The sequence below is a fragment of the Pseudomonas sp. JY-Q genome (assembly GCF_001655295.1).
GTDB classification, from domain to species: domain Bacteria; phylum Pseudomonadota; class Gammaproteobacteria; order Pseudomonadales; family Pseudomonadaceae; genus Aquipseudomonas; species Aquipseudomonas alloputida.
This window is the reverse complement of sequence record NZ_CP011525.1, coordinates 237,747-254,938: the sequence shown is the minus strand read 5'-3', so window position 1 is coordinate 254,938 and position 17,192 is coordinate 237,747. Positions and strand designations below refer to the sequence as shown.

The window sequence follows — 17,192 nt, the reverse complement described above, 5'->3', positions numbered from 1 at the left end:
GCCTCCTTCAAGGGGTTTCGATGCGGCGCTGCAGCAGGTTGATCAGCAGCAGCAGGATGAAGGAAACCACCAGCATCAACACGCCGATGGCGGTCGCGCCGGTGTAGTCGTACTGGTCGAGCTTGACCATGATCAGCAGCGGCAGGATCTCGGTCTTCATCGGCATGTTGCCAGCAATGAAGATCACCGAACCATACTCGCCCACGCCACGGGCGAAGGCCAGGGCAAAGCCGGTGAGCCATGCCGGCAGCAGGGCCGGCGCCAGGATGTGGCGGAACACCTGCAATGGCTTGGCCCCCAGGCAGGCTGCGGCCTCTTCCACTTCACGCGGGATGTCGGCCAGTACCGGCTGCACCGTGCGCACCACGAACGGCAGGGTCACGAAGGTCAGTGCCAGGGTGATGCCCAGCGGGGTATAGGCGATCTTGAAGCCCAGGTCGGTGGCGAACTGGCCGACCCAGCCCTGCGGCGCGTACAGGGCAGTCAGGGCGATACCGGCAACCGCGGTCGGCAAGGCGAACGGCAGGTCGATCATCGCATCGATGATCTTGCGCCCAGGGAAGGTGTAACGCACCAGCACCCAAGCCAGCAGGGTACCGATCACACCGTTGATGATGGCGGCGAACAGGGCGGTGCCGAAGCTCAGCTTGAGCGCAGCGATCACCCGCGGCGCACTGATGATGGTCCAGAACTGCTCGAAGGTCAGCTGCGAGGCATGGATGAACATGGCCGCCAGCGGTATCAGCACGATCAGGCTGAGGTACACCAAGGTGTAGCCCAGCGTCAGCCCGAAGCCGGGTATGACGGGGGAGATGCGACGCGACATAAATATCCCTGGTTGAACGCACTAAGCCCGGAAACAATCCCGGGCCGGTGCAAGCTTTTGTATCCTGGGGCTGCTTGGCAGCCCATTCGCGACACAAGGCCGCTCCCACAGGGGACTATGGTTCCTTGTGGGAGCGGCCTTGTGCCGCGAATGGGCCGCAACGCGGCCCCGCGTTCCTTTGGCCCTTACTGTGCCTGATAGATCTGGTCGAACACACCGCCATCATTGAAGAATTTCGGTTGTGCAGTCTTCCACCCACCAAAGTCCTTGTCGATGGTCACCAGGTCCAGTTTCGGGAACTGCTTGCCGAACTCCGCAGCGACTTTCTCGTCACGCGGGCGGTAGAAGTTCTCGGCGGCAATCTTCTGCCCGGCCGGGCTGTACAGGTGCTTGAGGTATTCGGTGGCAATCTCGGTATTGCCCTTCTTCTCGGCGTTCTTGTCGACCACGGCCACTGGCGGCTCGGCCAGGATCGACAGCGACGGCACGACGATGTCGAACTTGTCGGCACCCCCGTCTTCCTTCAGGGCCAGGAAGGCCTCGTTTTCCCAGGCCAGCAACACGTCGCCCTGGCCATTGTTGACGAAGGTGATGGTCGAACCACGGGCGCCGGTATCCAGCACCGGTACATGCTTGAACAGCTCCTGCACATAGGCCTTGGCCTTCTCTTCGCTACCGCCGGCCTTCAGGCCGTACGCCCATGCTGCGAGGAAGTTCCAGCGCGCACCGCCGGAGGTTTTCGGGTTCGGGGTGATGACCGACACGTCCTTCTTGATCAGGTCGCCCCAGTCCTTGATGCCTTTCGGGTTGCCCTTGCGCACCAGGAACACGATGGTCGAGGTGTACGGGGTGCTGGCGTCAGGCAGGCGGGTCTGCCAGTTCTCGGGCAGTGTCTTGCCAAGCTTGGCCACTTCGTCGATGTCACCGGCCAGGGCCAGGGTCACCACGTCAGCGCGCAGGCCGTCGATCACCGCACGGGCCTGCTTGCCCGACCCCCCATGGGATTGCTGGATTTTCACCTTGTCACCCGGATGGGCCTGTTGCCAGTGTTTGATGAACTCAGCGTTGTACTGCTGGTACAGCTCACGGGTCGGGTCGTAGGACACGTTGAGCAGTTCGTAGTCCTTGGCGATGGCGGAACCGGCAAAAACAGCACTGGCCAGAGCGGCGAGCGCATAACGGCGGATGGACATGGTGAAGCTCCCGATTGGCATTTTTCTAGTTTTGGATGTTGTGGCGCCGATCAGCCGGGCTTGTTGCCGGGCTGTTGCAGGCGGAACTTCTCCTTGCGCTCGATCTGTACGACCTGAGCGTTGTGCACGGTGATCTCCACCGCACCGAAACGCAGGTCGCGCAAGGCGCTCTGGATTTCACGCAAGATGGTGGCTTCGTCCTGACCGTCGATGCTACGCAGAGATGCACTCATGCTCGTTCTCCTTGGAGTGAGGGCGCCGGGCAGAGGTTTGAAGGGGATTTGCGCCTGGCTTGAGGGCAATAGTAGTGAGGCGGGATTATTCTTAAAAATACTGTTTAAGAATTTTTATATAACCATTTAAAAGCACACGCCCCTTGTAGGAGCGGGTTTACCCGCGAATACGGTGGTCGATGCACCATCGCATTCGCGGGTAAACCCGCTCCTACAAGGGGCCATATGGGCCTTCAGGCGTGTTTCTGCGGCTCGCGGATCTTGTACCAGGCCACGTACAGCGCCGGCAGGAACAGCAGCGTCAGCAAGGTCGCCACGATGATCCCGCCAATCATGGCGTAGGCCATGGGGCCCCAGAACACCTCGCGTGCAATCGGGATCATGCCCAGGCTCGCCGCCGCCGCGGTCAGCAGGATCGGCCGGCGCCGATGGTTGGTGGCCTCCACCACCGCATCCCACGGCGACAGGCCCTGGGCTTCGAACTCGTCGATCTGGGTCACCAGGATCACCGAGTTACGAATGATGATGCCCGCCAGCGCAAGGATGCCGAGGATCGCCACAAAGCCCATCGGCGTACCCGTAGGCACCAGCGCCAACACCACGCCAATCAACCCCAGCGGCGCCACGCTGACCACCAGGAACAGCTTCTGCACGCTGTGCAACTGGATCATCAGGAAGGTCGCCATGAGGAACAGCATCAGTGGGATGACCTTGGCGATCGGCCCCTGGGCCTTGCTGCTTTCTTCAACCGTACCCCCCGTGGCCACTTCGTAACCGACCGGCAGCTTGCTGGCGAACTCGTCAATTTTTGGCTTCAGCTGGGCCACCAGGTCAGTGGGCTGGATCTCGCCATTGACTGAGGCCTTGATGGTGATGGTCGGCTTGCGGTCGCGGCGCCACACCAGCGGCTGTTCCAGTTCGTAGCGCACGGTGGCGAACGACAGCAGCGGGATCGACGTGCCGTTAGGGGTAAGAATTTGCAGGTTCTGCAGGGTATCAGGCGAGCCACGTTCGCTGTCTTCGGCGCGCGCGACCACATCGACCAGGTAGATGTTGTCGTTGACCTGGGTGATCTGCACGCCACTGACGATGCTGTTCATCACATTGGCAACATCTTCGGACGACAGCCCCAGCTGGCGTGCCTTGTCCTGGGCAATTTCCACGCGCAGCACCTTACCCGGCTCGTTCCAGTCGTAGATCATCTCGCCGATGTGCTCGTTCTGGTCGAGCAAGGTGGCCAGCTCGATGGCGTGTTTGCGCACCTGGTCGATGTCGGCACCGCTGACCCGGTACTGGATCGGCCGGCCTACCGGCGGGCCCATCTCCAGCGATTGCACGTTGGTGCCGACGCCGACGAACTCTTCGTGCAGGATCTTCCGCAGGCGGTCCATCATGGCCTCACGCTCTTCGAAGCCCTTGCTGACAATCACCAGCTGCGCGTAGTAAGGGTTCTGCAACTGCTGATCGAGGGGCAGGTAGAAGCGGATCGCGCCCTGGCCGATGTAGGTACTCCAGTGCACCAGGTCCGGGTCGTCCTTGATCCGTGCCTCGAAGCGGTCGACCACCTTGCGCGTCTCCTCGATCGAGGCGTTCTGCGGCAGGTTGAGGTCGACGAGAATTTCCGGGCGGTCCGAGGACGGGAAAAACTGGTTCTGCACAAAACGCATGCAGAAGATCGCCAGGGCAAACAGCACCACGGTGCCGATGATGGTCAACCAGCGGTTGCGCATGCACCACAGCAACCCGCCTTCAAATGCCCGCCCGACCCGGCCAGGCTCAGCCTCGTGCGCCTTGAGCTTGTCGCCTTTGAGAATATGCACGCCAAGCACCGGCGCGAAGAACACAGCCACCACCCACGACACGATCAGGGCCACGGCAATCACCGCGAACAGGGTGAAGGTGTATTCACCCGCAGAGCTGGCGTTGAGGCCGATAGGCACGAACCCGGCCACGGTCACCAAGGTGCCGGTAAGCATGGGGAAGGCTGTGGAGGTGTAGGCGAACGTCGCCGCCTGCTCCTTGCTTTCACCCATTTCCAGCCGCGTGACCATCACCTCCACGGTAATCATCGCATCGTCCACCAGCAGGCCAAGCGCAATGATCAGCGCCCCCAGCGAAATCCGCTGCATGGTGATGCCGCTGTACTCCATGAACACGAACACCATGGCCAGCACCAGCGGGATCGAGCAGGCCACCACCAGCCCGGCGCGCACGCCAAGACTGACAAAGCTCACGGCCAGCACGATCACCACCGCCTCGAACAGCGCGCTGGTGAAACCGCCGACCGCCTGCTTGACCACCACGGCCTGGTCAGAAACGGTGTGTACACCGACACCCACCGGCAGGTCCTGGACCACCTGGTCCATGCGCTTTTTCAACGCCGCACCGAACACCTGGATGTTGCCGCCGGCCTTCATGCCGATGGCCAGGCCAAGGGCTGTCTGGCCGTTGTAACGGAACATTGGCGAGGGTGGGTCGACATAGCCGCGCTCGATGTCGGCGATATCAGCCAGGCGGAAGAAGCGGTCGTTGATCCTCAAGTTGACGGATTGCAGGTCTTTTTCCGAGGCAAACTGCCCGGACGTGCGCACCGAGATGCGCTCCGGGCCGGCCTCGATCATGCCGGCCGGCGTCACCGCATTCTGCGCTTGAAGTGCCTGCATTACCTGGCGCTGGTCAATGCCCAGGGCAGCCAGCTTGCGGGTGGAGAAGTTCAGGTACAGCACTTCGTCCTGGGTGCCGACCAGCTCGATCTTGCCGATGTTGGGTACATCGCGGACCTCGGCCCTTGCCTGTTCCACGTAGTCCCGCAGTTGGCGCAGGGTCAGGCCGTCAGCGGTAAAGGCATAGATCGAACCGAATACATCACCGAATTCGTCGTTGAAGCCCGGCCCCTGGATACCGGCGGGAAATTCGCCACGAATGTCCTGGATCTTCTTGCGCACCTGGTACCAGATTTCCGGGATGTCCTTGGCCTTGGTGGTGTCGCGAAGGTACACGTAGACCGTGGACTCGCCGGGGCGGGTGTAGCTTTTGGTGTAGTCGAGTGAATCGAGTTCCTCGAGCTTCTTCTCGATACGGTCGGTGACCTGGTAGAGGGTTTCGTCCTGGGTCGCACCGGGCCAGCGGGTCTGGATGACCATGGTTTTGATGGTGAACGACGGGTCTTCCTCACGGCCCAGGTTGAAGTAGGAGAAAGTCCCCATCAAAAGGCCAACGAACATCAGGTACCAGACGAACGATTGATGCTTGAGCGCCCAGTCGGACAGGTTGAAGCTTCCTTTCATTGCGCATCCTCGTCGAAGGTGACCTTCTGGCCAGGCTTGAGGCTGTTGACGCCGGCAGTGACCACGCGCTCACCGGGCTGCACGCCGGCGCTCAGTACGATGCTGTCATCGGTGCGGTCGATCAGCGCCACGTCACGGGTGGCCACGGTCTTGTGCTGCGTATCGATCACCCACACCTGGGTCTTGCCGTCGCGCTCGAGCAAGGCACTCAAGGGCAGTTCGCTGCGCGGGGACACTTCCGAGCTAAGGGTCACACTGATGGCGGTGCCAAGGTGAAAGGCCGCCGGTGTGCTGGCCAGGGTCAGGCGAGCACGGCGGGTCCGGGTGGTGGCATCGGCCTGGGGCTCCAGTTCGCGCAGGCTGGCCGTGGTGTTGATGGTCGGGTCCAGTTGCGAAGCAACGGTGAAGGTCAGGCCTTTGCTCAACTGCTCGGCCAGATCGATCGGCAGGTCGATTACCGCTTCCTTCACGTCCGGCCGGGCCAGGGTCACCACGGCTTGCCCGGCGGTAACGGTTTGCCCGGCTTCGGCCTGCCACGCGGTAATCACGGCAGCGTGGTCGGTACGCAGGGTGCTGTAGTCGAGCTGGTCGCGGGCCTGGCTGACGGCGGAGCGCGCCTGCTCCAACGCCGCGCTGGTGGTTTTCAGGTTGGTCTGGGCAATATCCAGCTGTGCCTGGGCGCCTACCCCACGGTCATACAACTGCTGCTGGCGACGGGCATCGGCCTGGGCGTTGATCCACTGTGCCTGCACCTTGGCCAGATCGCCTTCGGCGGCGCGCAGCTGGTTCTGCTGGTCGGTGGGGTCCAGGGTGGCCAAGGTGTCACCCGGTTTCACCTGGGCGCCCACGTCCAGCCAGCGCCGGGCAATGCGCCCGGAAACCCGGAAGCCCAAGGTGCTTTCGAAGCGCGCCTGAATACTGCCGGCGAAGCGGCCCAGCTGCGACTGCACCTGGGGTTCGACCTTGACCGACAGCACTGGCCGGATCGCCTCTGGTGCCTCTTCTTCGCTACTGCAACCGACCAGCAGCACCCCGGCCGACAGCATCAGCAGCAGACGCTTCATAGCTCACCCCCTGGGCCCTTGGCGTCGACCTTCTGTACCTGCATGCCGGGGTGCAGCAACTGGCCGCCATTGACCACTACGGTCTCGCCGCCTTTCAGGCCGCTGGCGACCACGATCTTGCCGGTGAGGTAACGGCGGATTTTGACTTTGCGCAGTTCCACCTTGTCGCCCTCGCCCACCACCCACACGGCAGGCTCATGCAAGGCCTTGGTCAGCGCCGACCACGGCAGCTCGATGCTGGGCCGGCCCTGGGCATTGGTGGTGGCAGTAACCGGTGCCCCCAATTGCATCCCGGGCGGCACGTCCTTGAGCCCCACCTTGACCTGCACGGTGCCGCTTTGCGCCGACACGGTGGGGGTTATTTCGCGCACGAAGCCACGGGCCTGGACCTTGGGATCGTCCAGCAGGCTCACGACTACCCCGGCATCGCTGGGCGGCGCCACCAGCAGCGACTCGTAGACGTTGAACACCGCATCGCGGTCGCCATCGACGGCCAGGCTGAAGATCGGCATGGTCGCCTGCACCACTTGGCCAACCTCGGCCTGGCGCTCGGTGATGACCCCGGCGGCCTCGGAGACCAGTGCGGTGTAGCTGAGCTGCTCGTTGGCATTGGCCAGTTGCGCCTGGGCGGCCTTGAGTGCGCTCTGATTGCTGCGCAGCGCGGCCTCGGCAGCATCGTACTCGCTCTGGCTGGTGTAGCCCTTGGGCAGCAGTTTTTGCTGGCGCACGAAGGCCGCACTGGTCTGGGTGACCCGCGCCTGCGCGGCGAATACTTCGGCCTTGGCCGAGTCGACATTGTTCTGCAGGTCTTTCGGGTCAAGCCGGGCCAGCACCTGGTTGGCCTTGACGTGATCGCCCACGTCGACGCTACGCGAAATGATCTTGCCGCCGACGCGGAATGACAAATCGGTCTGCACCCGCGCCTGCACGTCACCGGTCAAAGTGACCCTGGCAGCGAAATCGGTGGGTTGTACCTGCTGCACCCCCACCCGAGGCAGCGTCTTGGGGACCTCTTCCTTGCTACAGCCGGTGAGCATGTACAACAACCCCAGACAGATGACCGACAGCGGACGCATCAACGCCATGCTGGCTCCTTGCTTGCGCACAAATGATTTGTGGGATGCGACTGTGAGCGTAGTTCAGGGTTCGATAAACATCACTGGCGGGGGCCATGCTGGCATTTTTGTTGCCGGCCCCGGCGGTTTCATGGCGAAAGGGCCGAGCCTAGCCGAAGCAGCCGACTCGGAAAGGAAAAATCCGAGGCCTGCATGAGGGCTCGGATTCAGCAAAATGGCTTACTGATGACCTGACATTTCTACCAGTAGCCGGGCACTCCCCGCCACTGCACACTGTGTTCAAACTGATGTTTTCACCTGTGCGAGCAATAACCAGACAGCGCTCTGCTCAATGTCGAATCCCAGGAGGCCCCGTGGCCGCTGCAAAAAAAACACTGCGCTTTTATCAGAACAGTCGTATTGCTACCGAAGTCAAAGACGCTCTGACACATTCGGTCTTCCGGCATGCGGGTGGTCTTTTAGCGCAACGCGCATCATCTGCTGACGAAGGTTACGTGCTCATGGGCGTCAGCAATACAGACACCCTCATGACCCAGTTAGAGGCTGCTGCAAAAAAAGAGTATTCGTACAGCCCTTATGGCCACCGCCCCGCCCGCAACGAGTCGAATATTCCTTTGGCATTCAACGGCGAGCCGCTGGATTTGGCAACCGGCTGTTATGCCCTCGGCAATGGGTATCGTCTGTACAGTCCCACACTCAAAAGGTTTTGCAGCCCTGATAATCTTAGTCCGTTCGGGAAAGGTGGGTTGAGCGCTTATATGTATTGTGCGGGTGACCCGGTAAATCGCGTTGATCCCACAGGACACTTAAGTTCCGGTGTCATTTGGTCGGGGCTTGTATTAACCGGCCTCGCCGCTTCGACTATCGGAGCCGGGTTGTCGGTCGCTGGGGGAGTGAAAAGAGACGTAACACTCACATTGGTTGGAGGAGCACTTATGGGACTAGGCCTAACGATGATGGGTACTGGGCGATATATGTACCCAAGAATGCGCACCCTTTACTATACCAGGCCAACGCAGCCCCCTCGCCGCAACCTTAATTCTAGGCCTATCGCGACAAACAATCAGCGAGTTCCGGCTTTCGCCCCCCCACCAGCTTTCGCTGACAGTATGCCCGCACGTCAACCGGCTAATGCGCCAGCGTCTCGTCAACCTACTACAATTTCACCTCTACCGACTTACGAACAGGTAAGGCAGGCACATCCATCAACTTACCCAGTAATTGAGGAACCTCCACCGACGTACCAAGAAGTGGTGCAAGCCACTCATTCAACCTCATCTATGCGCGACACCGTAAGGACCTCCGGCCAAGTTGAATAATCAAAGAATCCACTGAGGGTACCCGCGAAAGTGGGCGGCGCAGGTCGAAGCAGCCGCCTGGCAGATAAAACAATGCCAAGGCATGCGATACGCGGCAGGCTCAGCTCGCTTGATGACCTGACATTTCTACCAGTAGCCGGGCACTCCCCGCCACTGCACACTGTGTTCAAGCTGATGTTTTCACCTGTACGAGCAATAACCAGATAGCGCTCTGCTCAATGTCGAATCCCAGGAGGCCCCGTGGCCGCTGCAAAAAAAACACTGCGCTTTTATCAGAACGGCCGTATTGCTACCGAAGTCAAAGACGCTCTGACACATTCGGTCTTCCGGCATGCGGGTGGTCTTTTAGCGCAACGCGCCTCAGTTGCTGACGAAGGTCACTTACTCATGGGCGTTAGCAATACTGACACCGTCATGACCGAGTTAGGGCATGCCGCGCTGAAGGCGTATCCCTACAGCCCTTATGGCCACTGCAACGCCCGTAGCGAATCGAATACCCTCTTGGCATTCAACGGCGAGCCGCTGGACTCAGCAACAGGCTGCTATGCGCTCGGTAATGGGTATCGTATGTATAATCCCACGCTCGAGAGGTTCTGCAGCCCAGATAATATTAGCCCATTCGGGAAAGGTGGATTGAACGCTTATATGTATTGTGCGGGTGACCCGGTAAATCGCGCTGATCCCACAGGGCACTTAAGTTTCGGTATCATTGGGGCGGGGCTTCATTATACTGCACTCGCCACCGGGCTTGTGGGAAGCGGGCTGGCGATCGCTGGAATGATTACAAAGTCCAAAAAACTAGAAATGGCTGGAGGATTTCTTTCCTTAGTAACCCTACTGATTATAGGTGCCGGGCAACTTGCCATGCTAAAAATGCGCACCATTAACGCTGCTCGGTCGGCCCCTCTCCCTGAAGATTTACCACCTTCTTACAGTCAAGCTATAAATCGCGCAAGGCCTAGTGTCCCTACAGAGCCCCCACCACCTTCTTACAGTGAAGCTACAGCAGCCTTGGAAGCGGCTCATGCAGCGGCTGCTCGAGCCCTTAACCCTAATGCAGGTACGTCCAGCGGGCCTGTTAACAACAACGGCAGGACAAGCGCATTTGCCACCCAGATCAGCATGGGCAATCTACGCCAATAATCATGATATGCCGACTGAGCTAAGAAAATCTGGTGAATATCAGCCAGGCAATTTCGGAGCTTGTACGAGCCTGTTCGCGGCACTGGCTCGCCGCGAACAGGCTCTATATCAGGCTGAAGCCGTGAGCTGGCTCGGGCGCTTGACCTGCGGCTGCGAAGCGTTGGCTGCAGCACCCTCTTCGATCGCCTGCTGAATCGCCTTGCGACGACGCTCTTCGGCCTGGCGGCTGAAGTACCAGACGAAGAAGGTCACCAGCGATACCGACAGCAAGATCAGGCTGGCCACGGCGTTGATCTCCGGTTTCACACCCAGACGCACCGCCGAGAACACTTCCATCGGCAAGGTGGTCGAGCCAGGCCCGGAGACGAAGCTGGCCAGTACCAGGTCGTCCAGCGACAGGGCGAACGACATCATGCCGCCCGCCGCCAGCGATGGCGCGATCATCGGGATGGTAATCAGGAAGAACACCTTCCACGGCTTGGCACCCAGGTCCATCGCCGCTTCCTCGATCGACAGGTCCAGCTCACGCAGGCGAGCCGACACCACCACCGCCACATACGCCGCACAGAACGTTGTGTGGGCGATCCAGATGGTGACGATACCCCGCTCCTGCGGCCAGCCGATCATCTGCGCCATGGCCACGAACAGCAGCAACAGCGACAGACCGGTGATCACTTCGGGCATTACCAGCGGCGCAGTAACCAGGCCACCGAACAGCGTGCGGCCCTTGAAGCGGGTGACGCGGGTCAGCACGAAGGCCGCCAGGGTACCCAGCGCCACTGCCGCCACCGCCGTGTAGCAGGCGATTTCCAGCGAGCGCATCACCGAACCCATCAGCTGGGTGTTGTCGAGCAGGCCGACGTACCATTTGATCGACCAGCCGCCCCACACCGTCACCAGCTTGGAGGCGTTGAACGAGTAGATCACCAGGATCAACATCGGCAGGTAGATGAACAGCAAGCCGAGCACCAGCATCAGCTTGGAGAAACTGAAGCGTTTCATGCGCGGCCCTCCATCTCTTTGGCCTGGCTACGGTTGAACAGCAGGATCGGCACGATCAGGATCGCCAGCATCACCACTGCCAGGGCGGATGCCACCGGCCAGTCACGGTTGTTGAAGAACTCCTGCCACAGCACTTTACCGATCATCAGGGTTTCCGGGCCGCCGAGCAGTTCCGGGATCACGAACTCGCCCACCACCGGGATGAACACCAGCATGCAGCCGGCGATGATGCCGTTTTTCGACAGCGGTACCGTAATCTTCCAGAAGCTGTTGAAGGTGCTCGAACCCAGGTCGGAGGCAGCTTCGAGCAGGCTCGGATCATGCTTCACCAGGTTGGCGAACAGCGGCAGGATCATGAACGGCAGGTACGAATAGACCACGCCGATGTAGACCGCCAGGTTGGTGTTGAGGATCTGCAACGGCTGGTCGATCAACCCGGTCCACAGGAGGAAACCGTTGAGCAGGCCGTTGTTGCTGAGGATACCCATCCAGGCATAGACGCGGATCAGGATCGCGGTCCAGGTTGGCATCATGATCAGCAACAGCAGGACCGTCTGGGTCTCCTTCTTGGCGTTGGCAATGGCGTAGGCCATTGGGAAGCCGATCAGCAGGCACAGCAGGGTGCTGAAGAACGCCATCTTCAACGAACCCAGGTAGGCCGAGAGGTACAGCTCATCCTCGGTCAACAGCCCGTAGTTGGCCAGGTTGAGGACCAGCTGGATCTTGTCTTCGACGTAGGTGTAGATCTCGGTATACGGCGGGATTGCCACATCAGCTTCGGCAAAACTGATCTTCAGGACGATGAAGAACGGCAGCATGAAGAACAGGAACAGCCAGATGAACGGCACGCCGATCACCAAGTGCCGCCCCTCCGGGACCAGACGCTGGAAGGCTCGCTTGAGCTTGCGCAGTTTCATGACCGCAGTACCACGCCGCTGTCGTCTTCCCACCATACGTACACTTCATCGCCCCAGGTAGGACGGGTACCTTGGCGCTCGGCGTTGGCAACGAACGACTGCACGATCTTGCCGCTCGGCAGCTCCACATAGAACACCGAGTGGCCGCCCAGGTAGGCAATGTCGTGGATCTTGCCGCGCGACCAGTTGTGCTCGCAGGTTGGCTGCTGGGTGGTGACCAGCATCTTTTCCGGGCGCAGGGCGTAGGTGATGTGCTTGTCTTCCACCGAGGTGGTGATGCCGTGGCCCACGTAGATCTTGCGCTCCAGCTCCGGGCTGGCAATGATCGCGTAGCCTTCGGCGTCGTCGACCACGTCACCTTCGAACAGGTTGACGTTACCGATGAACTCGCACACCAGGCGGCTGGTAGGTGTCTCGTAGATGTCCACTGGCGAGCCGATCTGGGCGATCCAGCCCAGGTGCATGATCGCGATGCGCTGGGCCATGGTCATGGCCTCTTCCTGGTCGTGGGTCACCATCACGCAGGTTACACCCACGCGCTCGATGATCTCGACCAGCTCCAGCTGCATCTGCGAACGCAGTTTCTTGTCCAGTGCACCCATCGGCTCGTCGAGCAGCAGCAGTTTGGGGCGCTTGGCCAGCGAGCGGGCCAACGCCACACGCTGACGCTGGCCGCCCGACAACTGGGCGGCTTGCGCTTGGCGTACTGGGTCATGTGCACCAGCTTGAGCATCTCGGCCACGCGGGCATCGATCTCGGCCTTGGGCATCTTGTCCTGCTGCAGGCCGAAGGCGATGTTCTGCGCCACGGTCATGTGCGGGAACAGTGCGTAGGACTGGAACATCATGTTGATCGGCCGCTCGTACGGCGGCATGTCGGTGATGTCGACGCCATCGAGGAAGATCCGCCCTTCGGACGGGCGCTCGAAGCCGGCCAGCATGCGCAGCAAGGTGGACTTGCCGGAACCGGAGCCGCCCAGCAGGGCGAAGATCTCGCCCTTGCGGATTTCCAGGGACACATCGTCCACGGCTACCGTTTCGTCGAACTTTTTCGTGACCCGGTCGATCTTGACCAGCACCTGCTTGGGTTGCTGGCCACCCTCGAGGGCTTTTTTATAGGCACCGGAGGCAACTGCCATGAGTGAAACTCCCAACAAGATTTTTGTGCCCGCGTGGCCTGTTCTACGGTGCCGTCGCGGGTCTGGATTTTTACTTGCCCGACTTGACCTTGGTCCAGCTGCGGGTCATCAGCCGTTGCACCTTGGGGGGCAACTCTGAGTTCACGAACATCTTGTCCAGCACTTCCTGCGGTGGGTAAACCGCGGCGTCAGTCCTTACGGCCTGGTCCATCAGGGCGCCAGCCTTGGGGTTCGGGTTGGCGTAACCGACGTAATCACTGACCTGGGCGATAACCTCAGGTTTCAGCAAATAGTTGATGAAGGCATGCGCCTCTTTGACGTTCTTGGCGTCCTTGGGGATCGCCAGCACGTCGAACCAGAGGTTGCCGCCTTCCTTGGGAATGGCGTAGGCCAGGTTCACGCCCTTCTTCGCTTCTTCAGCACGGGCCTTGGCCTGGAACACATCACCCGAAAAACCTGCCGCGACGCAGATGTCGCCGTTGGCCAGGTCGGTGATGTACTTGGACGAGTGGAAGTAGGTCACGTACGGGCGCACCGCCAGCAGCTTCTGCTCGGCCTTGGCGTAATCCTTGGGGTCGGTGCTGTTGGGGTTGAGGCCCATGTAGTTGAGCACCGCTGGCAGCATTTCGTCTGCCGAGTCGAGGAAGGCCACACCGCACTTGGAGAGCTTCTTCATGTTTTCGGGCTCGAACAGCACGGCCCAGGAATCGATGGTATCCACGCCCAGCGCAGCCTTGACCTTGTCGACGTTGTAACCGATGCCGTTGGTACCCCACAGGTAAGGTACCGCGTACTGGTTGCCCGGGTCGTTCTTTTCCAGGCGCTTCATCAACGCCGGGTCGAGATTGGAATAGTTGGGCAGCAGGTTCTTGTCGAGCTTCTGGAAGGCGCCCGCCTTGATCTGCTTGCCCAGGAAATGGTTGGACGGCACCACCACGTCATAGCCGGTGTTACCGGCCAGCAGCTTGCCTTCCAGGGTTTCGTTGGAGTCGAACACGTCTTGCACAGGCTTGATGCCCGTAGCTTTCTCGAAGTCCGCGAGTGTAGTCGGGCCGATGTAGTCGGACCAGTTATAGAAGTGCACCGTCGGCGCCGCTTGGACGCTGCATGCCAGCGTCAGGCCCGCGCTGGCCATCAAGGCCTTGCGGAATACAGAAATAGACAAGTGGGGGTCCTCACAATCAGTGCCTGGGTAGCGACAATGCTGCCGCACACGCAAAACCGGCGCGCAACTTAACTTCGCAGCTTCGATGCCGCAATCATCAATTACCTTTCAATGGCTCTGGGCCGGCAAACCCGGCCCAGAGGTGTCGCATCAGGCTTACTTGCCCGACTTGATCTTCGTCCAGCTGCGGGTGATCACTCGCTGCACGGAAGCGTCAGGCGCAGCGATCGCGTACAGATGCTTCTTCACTTCAGCAGGCGGATAGATGCTTGGGTCGCTGCTGATGTCTTTGTCCACGAACGGGGTGGCAGCAGCGTTACCGTTCGGGAAGCGCACAGCGTTGGTGATTTCAGCCATGATTTCCGGCTGCATCAGGAAGTTCATGAACTCGTAGGCCGCGTCTTTATGCTCGGCATCTTTCGGGATGGCGACCATGTCGTAGAAAGTACCGGCACCTTCCTTCGGAATGACGTAGTCCACTTTGACCTTGTCGCCCGCTTCATGGGCACGGGCCTTGGATTGCTCCAGGTCACCCGAGTAACCGACGGCTACACAGATGTTGCCGTTGGCCATGTCGCCGATGTACTTGGACGAGTGGAAATAGGTGATCGAAGGACGGATCTTGAGGAACAGGTCCTCGGCGGCCTTCAGGTCTTCTTTCTTGGTGCTGTCGGTCGGCTTGCCGAGGTAGTGCAGCGCAGCCGGGAGCATTTCGGTCGGGGCGTCGAGGAAGCTCACGCCGCAGCTCTTGAGCTTGGCGATGTTCTCAGGCTTGAACACCACATCCCACGAATCGATCTTGTCCACGCCCAGCGCAGCCTTGACCTTTTCCGGGTTGTAGCCGATGCCGATCGAGCCCCACATGTAAGGGAAGGCATGCTTGTTGTCCTTGTCGCTGGCATCGCCAACGGCCTTGAGCAGGTCGGGGTCGAGGTTCTTCCAGTTCGGCAGCTTGGACCGGTCCAGCTCCTCGTACACGCCCGCCTTGATCTGCTTGGCCAGGAAATTGTTCGAAGGCACGACGATGTCATAGCCCGACTTGCCTGCCAGCAGCTTGGCTTCCAGGGTTTCGTTGCTGTCGAAGACGTCGTACTTGACCTTGATCCCCGTCTGCTTCTCGAACTTGGCGATGGTGTCCGGAGCGATGTAGTCCGACCAGTTATAGACGTTCAACACTTTGTCTTCAGCCTGAACAGCGGAGGCCATGGCACCCATCAGGGCGGCGGCCAGCAACGTCTTGCCCATTTTATTCATGCGTAATGCTCCAGAATTTTTATTTAGCAACTGTCCAGCAGCCAGAACCCACGGTGCAGAGCGCGCGGCGACTGAAACAGTCGCTAGTCTGGCAAGTTACAAGGCCCTGTATCAAGGAAAGCAGGGCCATGTAACGACTTAATGTCACAACGCTAGCCTAGCAAACGCTTATCGAATCGCCTCAAGGGTCAGGTCCAGGCACTTGCGCGCCTTTTCCACCAGTTCGTCGATCTCCGCATGGCTGATTACCAGCGGCGGCGCGATGATCATGGTGTCACCCACCGCACGCATGATGAGCCCGTTCTCGAAGCAGAAGGTGCGGCAGATCATGCCCACGCCCTTGCCCTCGTAACGGCTGCGGGTGGCCTTGTCCTTGACCAGCTCGATCGCACCCAGCATGCCCAGGCCGCGCACTTCACCCACCAGTGGATGGTCCTGCAGCTCGCGCAAACGCTTTTGCAAATACGGTGCCGCTTCCGTGCGCGCCTTCTCGACAATTTTCTCGTCACGCAGAATGCGCAGGTTTTCCAGGCCCACCGCGGCCGCCACCGGGTGACCGGAGTAGGTGAAACCGTGGTTGAAGTCGCCGCCTTCGCTGATCACCTTGGCCACGGTGTCACGCACAATCACACCGCCCATGGGGATGTAACCGGAGGTCAGGCCTTTCGCGATGGTCATCAGGTCGGGCTTGAGGTCGTAGTAGTCCGAGCCGAACCACTCGCCGGTACGGCCGAAGCCGCAGATCACCTCGTCGGCGACGAACAGGATGTCGTACCTGGCGAGGATCTCCTTCACCTTCGGCCAGTAGGTTTCCGGCGGGATGATCACGCCGCCAGCGCCCTGGATCGGCTCGGCGATGAAGGCAGCGACGTTGTCTTCGCCGACTTCGAGGATCTTCTTCTCCAACTGCTCGGCGGCCCAGATACCGAATTCGTCAGGAGTCATGTCGCCACCCTCGCCGAACCAGTACGGCTGAGGGATGTGTACGATGCCCGGAATCGGCAGGCCACCCTGCTCGTGCATGCCGCTCATGCCGCCCAGGCAAGCACCGGCGAAGGTGGAGCCGTGGTAACCGTTGATGCGGCCGATGATGGTCTGCTTGTGCGGTTTGCCCTTCAGCGCCCAGTAGTGGCGCACCATGCGCAGCACTGTGTCGTTGCCTTCGGAGCCGGAGCCGGTGAAGAACACATGGGTCATACCCTTCGGCGCCACGTCGGTGATCGCCTTGGCCAGCTCGAGCGCAGGCGGGTGAGCGGTCTGGAAGAACAGGTTGTAGTACGGCAGCTCGCGCATCTGTTTTTCCGCCGCCTGCACCAGCTCTTCACGGCCGTAGCCGACCGCCACACACCACAGACCGGCCATGCCGTCGAGAATCTTGTGCCCCTCGCTATCCCACAAATGCACACCCTGGGCCTTGGTGATAATGCGCGGCCCCTTCTCCTTCAGTTGCTTGTAGTCACTGAAAGGTGCGAGGTGATGCTCCCCGCTCAGGGTTTGCCATTCACGGGTTTGCGGGTTGTTGACGCTCATGTGCTTCTCCGTTATTGGACCGCCGCGCTCCTGCGGCACCAGGGT

Annotated in this window: 14 protein-coding genes and 1 pseudogene; 2 read left to right on the top strand and 13 right to left on the bottom strand. The window is 60.4% G+C overall.

The window, feature by feature from the left end; translation table 11 throughout:
- Window positions 1-7: 7 nt before the first annotated feature.
- From cysT to AA098_RS01105, 6 genes are all read right to left on the bottom strand, one after another.
- Window positions 8-826, bottom strand: a complete 819-nt coding sequence (gene cysT / locus AA098_RS01130) for a sulfate ABC transporter permease subunit CysT (RefSeq protein ID WP_003248961.1) — start codon at window positions 824-826, stop codon at window positions 8-10.
- A 185-nt stretch (window positions 827-1,011) separates the two neighbouring features.
- Window positions 1,012-2,019, bottom strand: a complete 1,008-nt coding sequence (locus tag AA098_RS01125; protein WP_003248959.1) for a sulfate ABC transporter substrate-binding protein — start codon at window positions 2,017-2,019, stop codon at window positions 1,012-1,014.
- Window positions 2,020-2,069: 50 nt separating this feature from the next.
- Entirely contained in the window at window positions 2,070-2,252 is a 183-nt protein-coding gene (gene oscA, locus AA098_RS01120) for a sulfur starvation response protein OscA (RefSeq protein ID WP_003248957.1), read from the bottom strand.
- 233 nt (window positions 2,253-2,485) lie between these two features.
- The gene (locus tag AA098_RS01115) at window positions 2,486-5,539 is read right to left on the bottom strand and encodes an efflux RND transporter permease subunit (RefSeq protein WP_064613745.1); all 3,054 of its coding nucleotides are present in this window, start codon (window positions 5,537-5,539) and stop codon (window positions 2,486-2,488) included.
- Entirely contained in the window at window positions 5,536-6,603 is a 1,068-nt protein-coding gene (locus AA098_RS01110) for an efflux RND transporter periplasmic adaptor subunit (RefSeq protein ID WP_003248943.1), read from the bottom strand. Before AA098_RS01110 ends, AA098_RS01115 begins: the two co-directional genes overlap by 4 nt.
- Entirely contained in the window at window positions 6,600-7,688 is a 1,089-nt protein-coding gene (locus AA098_RS01105; protein WP_004575841.1) for an efflux RND transporter periplasmic adaptor subunit, read from the bottom strand. Before AA098_RS01105 ends, AA098_RS01110 begins: the two co-directional genes overlap by 4 nt.
- Before the next feature lie 278 nt (window positions 7,689-7,966).
- Between AA098_RS01105 and AA098_RS27725 the strand changes: the two genes are divergently transcribed.
- Window positions 7,967-8,998, top strand: a complete 1,032-nt coding sequence (locus tag AA098_RS27725; RefSeq protein ID WP_371914698.1) for an RHS repeat-associated core domain-containing protein — start codon at window positions 7,967-7,969, stop codon at window positions 8,996-8,998.
- Between the two features lie 240 nt (window positions 8,999-9,238).
- On the top strand, window positions 9,239-10,141 hold the full coding sequence (locus tag AA098_RS27720) for an RHS repeat-associated core domain-containing protein (protein WP_082916823.1): 903 nt from the start codon (window positions 9,239-9,241) through the stop codon (window positions 10,139-10,141).
- 108 nt (window positions 10,142-10,249) lie between these two features.
- Here the strand turns inward: AA098_RS27720 and AA098_RS01100 are convergent, their stop codons facing one another.
- From AA098_RS01100 to AA098_RS01075, 7 genes and pseudogenes are all read right to left on the bottom strand, one after another.
- Window positions 10,250-11,143 (bottom strand): ABC transporter permease subunit, encoded by an 894-nt coding sequence (locus tag AA098_RS01100; RefSeq protein ID WP_003253739.1) that lies wholly within the window; start codon window positions 11,141-11,143, stop codon window positions 10,250-10,252.
- Window positions 11,140-12,060, bottom strand: a complete 921-nt coding sequence (locus tag AA098_RS01095) for an ABC transporter permease subunit (protein WP_003253736.1) — start codon at window positions 12,058-12,060, stop codon at window positions 11,140-11,142. The genes AA098_RS01100 and AA098_RS01095 overlap by 4 nt, the downstream gene beginning before the upstream one ends.
- The gene (locus tag AA098_RS30050) at window positions 12,057-12,719 is read right to left on the bottom strand and encodes a TOBE domain-containing protein (protein ID WP_371914697.1); all 663 of its coding nucleotides are present in this window, start codon (window positions 12,717-12,719) and stop codon (window positions 12,057-12,059) included. Before AA098_RS30050 ends, AA098_RS01095 begins: the two co-directional genes overlap by 4 nt.
- A pseudogene (locus tag AA098_RS30045) lies at window positions 12,720-13,198 on the bottom strand (ABC transporter ATP-binding protein); the annotation flags it as partial.
- Between the two features lie 70 nt (window positions 13,199-13,268).
- Window positions 13,269-14,363: a polyamine ABC transporter substrate-binding protein gene (locus AA098_RS01085; protein ID WP_003253732.1), complete on the bottom strand. Its 1,095-nt coding sequence runs from the start codon at window positions 14,361-14,363 to the stop codon at window positions 13,269-13,271.
- Window positions 14,364-14,519: 156 nt separating this feature from the next.
- Window positions 14,520-15,617 carry a polyamine ABC transporter substrate-binding protein gene (locus AA098_RS01080; protein WP_004575838.1) on the bottom strand — a complete coding sequence of 366 codons (1,098 nt, stop codon included), beginning with the start codon at window positions 15,615-15,617 and terminating at the stop codon, window positions 14,520-14,522.
- 168 nt (window positions 15,618-15,785) lie between these two features.
- On the bottom strand, window positions 15,786-17,147 hold the full coding sequence (locus AA098_RS01075) for an aspartate aminotransferase family protein (protein WP_064613744.1): 1,362 nt from the start codon (window positions 17,145-17,147) through the stop codon (window positions 15,786-15,788).
- Window positions 17,148-17,192: the final 45 nt, after the last annotated feature.

Excerpts from the sequence above, each read along its gene's own strand:
- AA098_RS01105 (WP_004575841.1), bottom strand. The coding sequence starts at position 7,688 with ATGGCGTTGATGCGTCCGCTGTCGGTCATCTGTCTGGGGTTGTTGTAC.
- oscA (WP_003248957.1), bottom strand. The coding sequence starts at position 2,252 with ATGAGTGCATCTCTGCGTAGCATCGACGGTCAGGACGAAGCCACCATC.
- AA098_RS01110 (WP_003248943.1), bottom strand. The coding sequence starts at position 6,603 with ATGAAGCGTCTGCTGCTGATGCTGTCGGCCGGGGTGCTGCTGGTCGGT.
- AA098_RS01080 (WP_004575838.1), bottom strand. The coding sequence starts at position 15,617 with ATGAATAAAATGGGCAAGACGTTGCTGGCCGCCGCCCTGATGGGTGCC.
- AA098_RS01115 (WP_064613745.1), bottom strand. The coding sequence starts at position 5,539 with ATGAAAGGAAGCTTCAACCTGTCCGACTGGGCGCTCAAGCATCAATCG.
- AA098_RS01125 (WP_003248959.1), bottom strand. The coding sequence starts at position 2,019 with ATGTCCATCCGCCGTTATGCGCTCGCCGCTCTGGCCAGTGCTGTTTTT.
- AA098_RS27725 (WP_371914698.1), top strand. The coding sequence starts at position 7,967 with ATGTTTTCACCTGTGCGAGCAATAACCAGACAGCGCTCTGCTCAATGT.
- AA098_RS01100 (WP_003253739.1), bottom strand. The coding sequence starts at position 11,143 with ATGAAACGCTTCAGTTTCTCCAAGCTGATGCTGGTGCTCGGCTTGCTG.
- AA098_RS01095 (WP_003253736.1), bottom strand. The coding sequence starts at position 12,060 with ATGAAACTGCGCAAGCTCAAGCGAGCCTTCCAGCGTCTGGTCCCGGAG.
- cysT (WP_003248961.1), bottom strand. The coding sequence starts at position 826 with ATGTCGCGTCGCATCTCCCCCGTCATACCCGGCTTCGGGCTGACGCTG.
- AA098_RS01075 (WP_064613744.1), bottom strand. The coding sequence starts at position 17,147 with ATGAGCGTCAACAACCCGCAAACCCGTGAATGGCAAACCCTGAGCGGG.